Genomic DNA, 6,709 nt, shown 5'->3' on the forward strand with positions numbered 1-6,709 from the left:
GGCGAGGTCGTCGGCATCGCCGGCATGGTCGGCTCAGCCCGCACCGAAGTGGCCGAGGTCATCTTCGGCACACGCGACCTCGATGGCGGCACGATCGAGTTCGACGGCAAGCGCCTCGATCGACGCATGCCGCGCGAGGCGATCCGCAACGGCGTCGGTTTCCTGACCGAGAACCGCAAGGACGAGGGGCTCTTCCTCGGTCTGCCGATCTCGGCGAATGTCATGGCGCCCGATCTGGCCGGCGTCACCAAACGAGGGCTGATTGACCGGCGCGGCGAGCGCGACATCGCGCTCGAGCAAATTCGTAATTTCGCCGTGGCAGCACCCTCGCCGGAGGTCAAGGTCGGCAATCTTTCCGGCGGCAACCAGCAGAAGGTGCTTTTCGGCCGCTGGTCGCGCATTGCCCGCAAGCTGCTCATCCTCGACGAGCCGACGCGCGGCGTCGACATCGGCGCCAAGGTCGAGATCTACCGCATCGTACGCAACCTGGCTGAGCAGGGTGTCGGCATCCTCATGATCAGCTCCGAGCTGCCGGAGATCATCGGTCTGTCGGACCGCATCTTCGTGATGTCGCAGGGCCACGTCGCCGGCGAGATCGACGGCGCGTCCGCCACCGAAGAGGCGATCATGGATCTCGCCGTGCGTTCGATCGACCGGCGCGAGGGCAAGGCGGCCCGGCTGGAGCAGGTCGCATGAGCGCCGTCGTCGCCGAATTCCGCCGCAACCGGCTTTCGCTGTCCTATGTGATCGTGGTGGCGTTGCTCATCCTGCTCGTCGTCGCTGGCGGCTTCCTGTCCGACCGGTTCCTCACCTGGCGCAATTTCGGCAACCTGTTCCAGCAGCTCGTCGTGCTGGGCATGGTCAGCCTCGGCCAGACATTCGTGGTGCTCTTGGGCGGCATCGACCTGGCGGTCGGTTCGCTGGTCAGCGCATCGACGGTTTTCATCGCGCATTTCCTCGAATGGCGGCCGGATCTGCTGTGGCTGGCGCTGCCGCTCGCGCTGATCGCCGCGACGGCAATCGGCGCGCTCAACGGCCTGCTCACCATCGTGCTGCGCGTCCATCCGCTGATCGTGACGCTCGGCATGTCGTCGATCATCTTTGGCGGCACGCTGATGTACAACAAGGAGCCGGGTGGATCCGTCCCGCGGGGCCTTGCCGACTTCTCCTATGCGAAGCTGTGGGGCATCCCGGTGACGGCGATCGTCCTCGTCGCGATCTTCGCCCTTGCCGGCCTCTGGCTGCAGCGCTCGCGCTCGGGCCGCAGCATCTACTTCGTCGGCGGCGATCGCGAGGCAGCCCGGTTGAACGGCCTGCCGGTGAACCGCATCGTGGTGATGGCCTATGCGCTGTCCGGCCTGTGCGCCGGCCTCGCGGCGATCTTCCTGACCGCCCGCACCGGTGTCGGCGACCCGCGCATCGGCGCCGCCTTGACGTTGCAGTCGATCACGCCTGTGGTGGTCGGCGGCACGGTTCTGGCCGGCGGGCGCGGCGGCGTGCTGGGCACGCTGCTCGGCGTGCTGCTGGTGACGATGCTCAACAATTTGCTGAACTTCCTCAACGTGTCTTCCTACTACCAGTGGGTGATCCAGGGCTTGATCATCATCATTGCCGTCAGCATCCACACCACGAAGCGGAGGCAGTGATGGCGCCGCTGGAGACCCCGCTGCCCCGGTCCCAAGACGTGTCCGTCGCCTCGGTGTTCGAGCGCTATGGATTGATCGTCTTCCTCGTCGCACTGCTGCTGGTCGCGGCCGCGCTCTCGCCGACCTTCCTGCGGCCAGCCAATCTGGTCAACGTGCTCACCATCGCGGCCCCGCTCGGCATGGTGGTCGTTGGCCAGACCTTCGTCATCCTGGTGCGCGGGCTTGACCTGTCGGTCGCCTCGCTGATGGCGACGGTGGCCGTGCTTGCAACCGCCTTCAAGGCGACGACCAACGATGCGATCCCTATGATCTTCGTGGCGGCGATCGCCTTCTCAGCCGTTGTCGGCCTCGTCAACGGCTGGCTGGTCGCCAGACGCAACGTCAGTCCGTTCCTTGCCACCCTGGCCATGATGATCATCCTGCAGGGCATCCGCTTCGCCTATACCGGCGGCGCGCCGATCAGCACGCTGCCGCCGGGCATGGGCTTTCTCGCGTCGGGCCGCATCCTCGGCATCCCGGTCAACCTCATCACCCTGGCGCTGCTGGCGATCGTCTTCGGCGTCGTGCTGCACCGCTCGCGCCTCGGGCGCGAGATATTCATGGTCGGCAGCAATCCCAAGGCCGCGTTCCTCAACGGTGTCGCGCCCGATCGCGTCATCATCTTATGCTACGTCATCTGCTCGATCTGCGCCGGCATCGGCGGCCTGTTCCTGCTCGGCTATGTCGGCACGGTCTCCAACTGGGTCGGCCAGGGCTACGAGCTCGACTCGATCGTCGCGGCGGTCATGGGCGGCGTCGCGCTGACGGGCGGACGTGGCAACATCTTTGCCGCGCTGCTTGGCGTCGCGGTTCTGGTCGTCATCAACAATCTGGTGCTTTTGCTGGGCTTTCCGATCGAGATGCAGCTCATCATCAAGGGCATTATCATCATAGGCGCGGCTGCGTTCTACCGCACAAGGCTCGCATGAGCCGGTCGCCAGCCATCGAGGGAGGTAGCAAATGAATGTCGAGAGCCTGAGCGAACGCGGCGCCCGCGCGCGACGCGACGAGGAAGTGGATGTCGCCATCGTTGGCGCCGGGCCGTCCGGCTCGGTCGCGGCACTCCATCTCGCGCGGGCCGGGCTTTCGGTGGTTGTGCTGGAGCAGGGTGAATGGCCCGAATACAACGACTACACCGGCGCGCGGCCGGAGCATGAGCTGGTCAGCACCAAGCTCTGGCACCCCAACCCCAATGTGCGCGACAATCCGAACGACTATCCGGTCGATAACTCGACCACCGACATCAATCCGCTGATGTTCGCCGGCGTTGGCGGCAGCGCCACGCTCTACGGCGCGCAGTGGATGCATTTCCTGCCTTCCGATTTCCGCGTCCGCTCGCTCGACGGCGTGGCCGAGGACTGGCCCTTCTCCTACGAGGACCTGCTGCCCTACCAGCTCGAGATCGAGCGCGAGGTGGGCGTGTCGGGTCTTGCCGGAGACCCGGCCTTTCCGCCGCGAGGACCCTATCCGTTTCCCGCGCTGCCGATCGGCTCCGTCGGCCTGCGCGGCGCGCTCGGCATGGAGCGCATGGGCTGGCACTGGTGGCCGGGCAGCAATGCGATACCGTCCGAGAAGTTCGGCGAGTTGAATGCCTGCGTGCGGCGCGGCACCTGCCTGACCGGCTGTCCCGAAGGCGCGAAGTCGACCACCGACCGTTCGCACTGGCCGCTTGCCTTGAAGGCCGGAGCCCGTCTCGTCACGCGCGCCCGTGTCAAGGAGGTCGAGACCAACGAGCAGGGGCTTGCCACCGGCGTCGTCTATGTCGACGCCAACGGCCGCGACCGGCGCCAGCGCGCCAAGGTCGTCATCCTCTGCGCCAATGGCGTCGGCACGCCGCGGCTGCTCCTGATGTCGGGCGGAGCGAAGAACCCCGACGGACTGGCCAACTCATCCGGCATGGTCGGCAAGCGGCTGATGATGCATCCCTTCGCCAGCATCCTTGCCTCCTACGAGGATCCGCTGGACTCCTGGCGCGGTCCGTTCGGGCAGCAGGTCTATTCGCTGGAATTTTACGAGACCGACGAGCGGCGCGGCTTCGTGCGCGGATCGAAATGGAACTGCATGCCGTCCGGCGGTCCGGTCGGCGTCTCGGGCGCCATTGGCTCCAAGGTCTATGTCGCCGAGGAAGGCCGCTTCCAGGATTTCTGGGGCGCCAACCTGCATGAGAACGTCGCCCGACGCTTCGGTCATTCGCTGATCTGGGGCATCGTCGGCGAGGATCTGCCGGAGGAGAGCAACCAGGTGGTGCTGTCCAAGGACCTCGTCGATTCCGACGGCCTGCCGGCGCCGCAGATCGTCTACAAGGTCAACGAGAACTCGAACCGCCTGCTTCAGTTCAACATCGACCGTTGCCTGGAATCGGTCCATGCCGCGGGCGCCATCGAGACGCTCGTTTCCACCCCGGTGCGCGAGTCCGGCTGGCACCTGATCGGCACCACGGTCATGGGCGCCGATCCGAAGCGCTCGGTCGTCGACCAGTGGGGCGCCTGCCATGACGTGCCCAACCTCTACATCATGGACGCCTCGACCTTCCCGACCTCGGGGGCCACCAATCCGACGGCGACGATCATGGCGGTGGCGCTGCGCAACACGCGCCGCATGATCGCCGAACGGCGCAACCAGAAGGTCGCCTGAGATGAGCAAGGACAAGACTTTCCTCGCCTTGGCGGATTTCCTCATTCCGGCGCATGGCGATATGCCGGCATTCGGTTCCGTCTGCAGCTTCGCCGACGCCGAAAAGGCGCTCGATTTTCGTGTCGACCTCAAGGAAGGGTTCGATCGAGGGCTCGATGCCTATCCCGCGTTGAGCGCGGAAGCGCATCTCGAAAGGCTCAACAAGGAAGATGGCGCCTCCTTCTCGGCCGTCACGACGATCGCCATCTGCACCTATTACATGAACCCGCGCGTGCGCGAGCTGCTCGGCTATCCCGGCCAGGAAAGCGTGCAGTACGATTCCAAGGCCACCCAGGTCTACCTAACCGACGGCTCGCTCGGCCATGTGCTGGCGCGTGGTCGCAAATACCGGCCGACACCCGGCCTCTGATCCCTCCCAAGCAGACCAGAAAGGAATAACCTCATGGGTAAGGACATGTTCGACAAGGGCTTCGAGATCCGCAAGGCGGTGCTCGGCGCCGAGTTCGTGGAGAAATCCTTCGCCAGCGCCGACGATTTCAATCGTCCGATGCAGGAGCTGGTGACCGAATATTGCTGGGGCGCCGTATGGGGCCGCGAGGCGCTCGACCGCAAGACGCGCAGCATGCTGAACCTCGCCATGCTGGCCTCGCTCAACCGGCCGCACGAACTGAAGATGCACGTGAAGGGCGCGATCCGCAACGGCGTCACCAAGGACGAGATCCGCGAGGTGCTGCTGCAGGTCGCGATCTATGCCGGCGTGCCGGCCGGCGTCGACGCCTTCCGCAACGCCCGCGAGGCCCTGCAGGAAATCGGCGCATGATCCAGCGTCCGCCGCTCGCCGAGGACAAGCTTGCCATGCTGATCGGCGGCCGCTGGGCCGCCGCGGCGTCGGGCGAGTATTTCGAGTCCTTCGATCCCTTCACCGGCAAGGCCTGGGCGCTTGTTCCGCGCGGGGGCGTCGCCGACGTCGATGCGGCCGTCGAGGCCGCCTCACAGGCCTTCCGGGGGGAATGGCGGTCGATGACGGCGAGCGCGCGCGGCCAGATCATGGCGCGCTTTGCCGACCTCGTCGCCGAGGAGGCGGAAAACCTTGCCGTCCTCGAGACGCGGGACAACGGCAAGCTCATCAACGAAATGCGGATGCAATGCAAATACATTCCGCAATGGTTCCGCTTCTTTGGCGGGCTGGCCGACAAGATCGAGGGGCGCGTCATCCCGATCGATAAGCCCGGCGTCTTCAACTACACCAAGCTCGAGCCTCTGGGTGTCGTGGCGGCGATCACGCCATGGAACTCGCCGCTGATGCTGGCGACGTGGAAGCTGGCGCCGGCGCTGGCGGCCGGCAACACCGTCGTGTGGAAGCCTTCGGAATTCTCGTCGGTCTCGGCGCTCTTCTTCGGAAGGCTGTTCGAGAAAGCGGGCTTCCCGAAAGGCGTCGTCAACATCATAACCGGCTTCGGCCATGAGATCGGCGATCGCATGGTCACCCATCCGCGCGTGGCGAAAGTCGCCTTCACCGGCGGCGACGCCACCGGCCGGCGCGTCTACCAGGCCGCGGCCGGCGGCTTGAAGAAGGTGACGCTGGAGCTCGGCGGCAAGTCGGCGAACATCGTTTTCGCCGACGCCAAGCTGGAGGCCGCGATCCCCGGGCTGGTCTCGGGCATCTTCGCCGCGACCGGCCAGACCTGCATCGCTGGCTCGCGCGCGCTGGTGCAGCGCTCCGTCTACGATCAAGTGGTCGAAAAGCTGGTCGCGTTCGCGAAGACCGCCAGGATCGGCGATCCGCTCGACCCGGATACCCAGGTCGGCCCGATCACCACGCTGCCGCAACGCAAGAAGGTCCTCGACTATATCGGCATCGCCCGGGATGAGGGCGCTCTCCAACTGCTCGGCGGCAAGGTGCCCGAGGACAAGGCGATCGCCGATGGCTGGTTCGTCGAGCCGACTATCTTCGGCAATGTCAGCCAGTCGATGCGCATCGCCCAGGAAGAGGTGTTCGGTCCCGTCCTTTCGATCATCCCGTTCGAGGACGAGGACGAAGCCGTTGCCATCGCCAATGACAGTATCTACGGCCTCGCCGCCGGCTTGTGGACGCAGGACATCGGGCGGGGCATCCGGCTGCCGGACCGGCTGGAAGCGGGCATCGTCTGGGTCAACATGTACCGCGCGACGAGCTATCTCTCGCCCTTTGGCGGCTACAAGCAGTCAGGTTTCGGTCGGGAAAACGGCCGCACCGCCATCTACGAATATCTCCAGGAAAAGAGCGTCTGGATCGACGCCGGAAATTCCATTCCGGCTCCATTCGTCCAGCGCTGAAGATTGGCGGATCGGAAGGGGTCACCGCCCGGTTCGCCAATCCAGACCATTGCCATCCGCGCATAAGCGAGACC

General features: G+C 65.6%; 7 protein-coding genes. All 7 read left to right on the forward strand.

The annotated features are described in order from the left end of the window. Positions 1-696, forward strand: a 696-nt coding sequence (locus tag EOD07_RS17070) for an ATP-binding cassette domain-containing protein (RefSeq protein WP_164772301.1), incomplete at its 5' end; no start/stop codon positions are given. Then, positions 693-1,646 carry an ABC transporter permease gene (locus EOD07_RS17075; protein ID WP_040985795.1) on the forward strand — a complete coding sequence of 318 codons (954 nt, stop codon included), beginning with the start codon at positions 693-695 and terminating at the stop codon, positions 1,644-1,646. The genes EOD07_RS17070 and EOD07_RS17075, both read left to right, overlap by 4 nt. Continuing rightward, complete coding sequence (locus tag EOD07_RS17080) at positions 1,646-2,614, forward strand: ABC transporter permease (RefSeq protein ID WP_127236300.1); 969 nt, start codon at positions 1,646-1,648, stop codon at positions 2,612-2,614. Before EOD07_RS17075 ends, EOD07_RS17080 begins: the two co-directional genes overlap by 1 nt. Before the next feature lie 31 nt (positions 2,615-2,645). Next, positions 2,646-4,319: a GMC family oxidoreductase gene (locus tag EOD07_RS17085; protein ID WP_040985793.1), complete on the forward strand. Its 1,674-nt coding sequence runs from the start codon at positions 2,646-2,648 to the stop codon at positions 4,317-4,319. Position 4,320: 1 nt separating this feature from the next. After that, entirely contained in the window at positions 4,321-4,728 is a 408-nt protein-coding gene (locus EOD07_RS17090) for a hypothetical protein (protein ID WP_127236301.1), read from the forward strand. A gap of 33 nt (positions 4,729-4,761) precedes the next feature. Then, positions 4,762-5,139: a carboxymuconolactone decarboxylase family protein gene (locus tag EOD07_RS17095; protein ID WP_127236302.1), complete on the forward strand. Its 378-nt coding sequence runs from the start codon at positions 4,762-4,764 to the stop codon at positions 5,137-5,139. Next, the gene (locus EOD07_RS17100) at positions 5,136-6,635 is read left to right on the forward strand and encodes an aldehyde dehydrogenase (protein ID WP_245470188.1); all 1,500 of its coding nucleotides are present in this window, start codon (positions 5,136-5,138) and stop codon (positions 6,633-6,635) included. The genes EOD07_RS17095 and EOD07_RS17100 overlap by 4 nt, the downstream gene beginning before the upstream one ends. The last annotated feature ends 74 nt before the right edge of the window (positions 6,636-6,709 follow it).

The organism is Mesorhizobium sp. M2C.T.Ca.TU.002.02.1.1, assembly GCF_003997225.1.

What these genes read in the sequence shown, in the direction of transcription:
- EOD07_RS17075 (WP_040985795.1), top strand. Translation starts at nt 693, where the DNA reads ATGAGCGCCGTCGTCGCCGAATTCCGCCGCAACCGGCTTTCGCTGTCC.
- EOD07_RS17080 (WP_127236300.1), top strand. Translation starts at nt 1,646, where the DNA reads ATGGCGCCGCTGGAGACCCCGCTGCCCCGGTCCCAAGACGTGTCCGTC.
- EOD07_RS17085 (WP_040985793.1), top strand. Translation starts at nt 2,646, where the DNA reads ATGAATGTCGAGAGCCTGAGCGAACGCGGCGCCCGCGCGCGACGCGAC.
- EOD07_RS17090 (WP_127236301.1), top strand. Translation starts at nt 4,321, where the DNA reads ATGAGCAAGGACAAGACTTTCCTCGCCTTGGCGGATTTCCTCATTCCG.
- EOD07_RS17095 (WP_127236302.1), top strand. Translation starts at nt 4,762, where the DNA reads ATGGGTAAGGACATGTTCGACAAGGGCTTCGAGATCCGCAAGGCGGTG.
- EOD07_RS17100 (WP_245470188.1), top strand. Translation starts at nt 5,136, where the DNA reads ATGATCCAGCGTCCGCCGCTCGCCGAGGACAAGCTTGCCATGCTGATC.